The following is a 2,801-nucleotide window of genomic DNA, read 5'->3' on the forward strand; positions in this document are numbered from 1 at the left end:
ATGGGTAAAGGTGAATCTGAACCTAAAGTAGATTGCTCTAATGGTTGTACTAAAGAACAACATGCTGAAAATAGACGTTCGGAATTCTTAATTGTAACGGATGCAGTACAGAAACAACATTAATGAGAGTGAGAAGTAAAAAATGATGGTAACGCTTTGGGTATAGTTCTTAAAGCATATGCGTTTGTTTAAATTATAAAATTAAGTAATTATGTTTTATCAAACAGAGCAACCTGATAATAAGGTTTTAAAAACAAACCTTAATTACAGCTGTTGCTTAAAATTTGAATTAATAGAGTTTTGCAAAGAAAATGGATTGTCAACGCAAGGCAGTAAAGATTGTTTAAAACAGAGAATAAAAAGTTTTTTAGATAAAAAAATGAAAGACGATACAAAGCTGACTTCACTTAAAAATAAGCGTCGTACAATTAAGAAAATTATCTAAATTAAAGAACTTAAAAATAGATAAGGTATACAGGTCTATATTTTTTATATCTGTATATCTTTTTTTAGGTTTTTTGTTAATATTTAATAGGATTTGTAGAATTCGAAGTTAAAATACTGTAGTTAATGTTAAACTAATATTCAGTATGTCGGCTTTTTTTGTAGTTAAACTTTATTAACATTCTTGTCAATTGAAAAATTAGTCTTGATTCATGTATTTTGGTTAAATTCCCAACTTAACACTTTAAAGAGTGTTTTATAGGTTATAAAAAGAAACAATTATTTTTTTAAAATTCAATTCATGGTAAAAAAAATACTATATCTTATTACAATTCTATTTACTATCACTGGCTTTGCTCAAGACCTTTCTATGCAAGATGGTACCTTTAATAGGTGTGCACCAGATAAATTTTTTGATTCAGGAGGTGAATTCGGTAATTATTCAAATGACGAAAATTATACTGTAACTATATGTCCTGAAAATAGTGATGATTTTGTTATCATAGACTTCCTTGAATTTAATACACAACTAAATTCAGATACCTTAACCATTTACGATGGAGATGATATTACTGCCAATCTTATTGGGACATATTCTGGAGTTGCTTCACCTGGTACTGTATCGGCATCAGAAACAAATACTTCTGGATGTTTAACATTTGTTTTTGTTAGTAACGATTCAGGTACTATCACAGGTTGGAGTGCAGATATATTATGTGCTACAGAATGTCAAGATATTACAGCATCTATTGATAGTACGATTCCTGAGCCAAATAATACAGGCGTAATAGGGATTTTACCTGGAGATACAATTGATTTTTCTGGGAGTGCCCAATTCTCAGTTGATGGAACTGACGCTACTTATAATTGGAATTTTGGAGATTCAAATACTGCTGTAGGAGAGAATGCCTCTAACACTTTTAATACACCAGGAACTTATACCGTAACATTAACGGTTACAGATACTAATCCCCAAGGTTGTTCTGGTTCAGCGTCAATTTTGGTTTTTGTTTTAGGGCCTAATGTGGTGGTAGATCAAGATACTTTTACAATTGAGCAATTAGTAGAGGATGTTTTAATAGATAGTCCTTGTGCTACAGTTTCTGGTATTACATCTATTACTGGTATTGATTTTAGTTCTTCAGAACCAAATGGTATTGGTTACTTTTTTAGTAATGGTATAGATTTTCCTTTTGAAGACGGAATTTTACTTACTAGTGGTGATGCTAGTGCTGCTGGAGGCCCAAATACATTTTTAGGAGATGGTTCTAATACTTGGCCTGGTGATGTAGATTTAGATACTGCTGTTGGCATTAATTCTCATAATGCTTCATATATTGAATTTAGTTTTGTACCACTTGCAGATGAATTTAGTTTCAACTTTTTAATGGCATCCGAGGAATACGATATGGGTAGTTTTGAATGTACCTTTTCTGATGCTTTTGCTTTTTTATTAACAGATTCAGCATCCAATGTAACTAACTTGGCTGTATTACCAAATACCAATACGCCTATTTTAGTTACAAATATCCATCCAGATAATGGTGCTTCTTGTGGAGGAATCAATGATCAGTATTTTGGTGCTTATACGCCTGCCAATGGATCACCAATTTCTTTTGACGGAAGAACTGCTGTTTTTACAGCTAGAGCTGACGTAATTCCTGGGGAAACATATACCATTAAATTAGTAGTTGCAGATGATAGAGATAATACATATGATTCTGGTGTTTTTATAGAAGCTGGTAGTTTTAATTTAGGAGGGAATTTAGGTGATGATATAACTATTGAAGCAGGTAATGCCGAGTGTGATGGTTCTGAGATAACCTTAGATACAGGACTTGATTCGGCTGTTCATGTTTGGTATAAAGATGATGTTGTTATTCCTGGTGAAGTGAGTTCAATTATAACGGTTACAGAACCAGGTGTTTATTATGCGGACTTTGATTTTTCAGGTGTTTGTACAGGTTCTGCTGAACCAATTTTAATTGAATTTAAAGCAAGTCCAACAGCTAATCCTGCTTCAAATTTAAATATATGTAGTGCTACAGGTACAGAGGATTTTTATTTAACAGAAAATGATGATGATGTTTTAGGAGGCCAAGATGCTACTGAGTTTATTATTAGTTATCATCTTACAGAACAAGATGCTATTGATAATGTAGGCGCATTAACGAGTCCTTATTCTAATATATCAAATCCTCAAACAATTTGGACACGTCTGTCAGATAGTACCCAAACTTGTGTAGATACAACATCATTTACGATATCTGCTTCTTCTGCACCCACAATTAATCCAGTATCAGATTTAGAGTTATGTGATGATGATAGTAATGATGGTTTTTCAGAATTTGATTTAA

The 2,801-nt window shown here is 32.3% G+C and carries 2 protein-coding genes; both read left to right on the plus strand.

The features are described from left to right. The first annotated feature begins 211 nt into the window (after nucleotides 1–211). Entirely contained in the window at nucleotides 212–445 is a 234-nt protein-coding gene (locus Q0807_RS18785; RefSeq protein ID WP_299098750.1) for an SAP domain-containing protein, read from the plus strand. Nucleotides 446–745: 300 nt separating this feature from the next. After that, nucleotides 746–2,801: choice-of-anchor L domain-containing protein (locus tag Q0807_RS18790; protein ID WP_301162053.1), on the plus strand; the 2,056-nt coding region annotated here is incomplete at its 3' end.

The organism is uncultured Winogradskyella sp. (assembly GCF_947495255.1).
Classification (GTDB): Bacteria; Bacteroidota; Bacteroidia; order Flavobacteriales; family Flavobacteriaceae; genus Winogradskyella.

What these genes read in the sequence shown, in the direction of transcription:
- Q0807_RS18785 (WP_299098750.1), top strand. Translation starts at nt 212, where the DNA reads ATGTTTTATCAAACAGAGCAACCTGATAATAAGGTTTTAAAAACAAAC.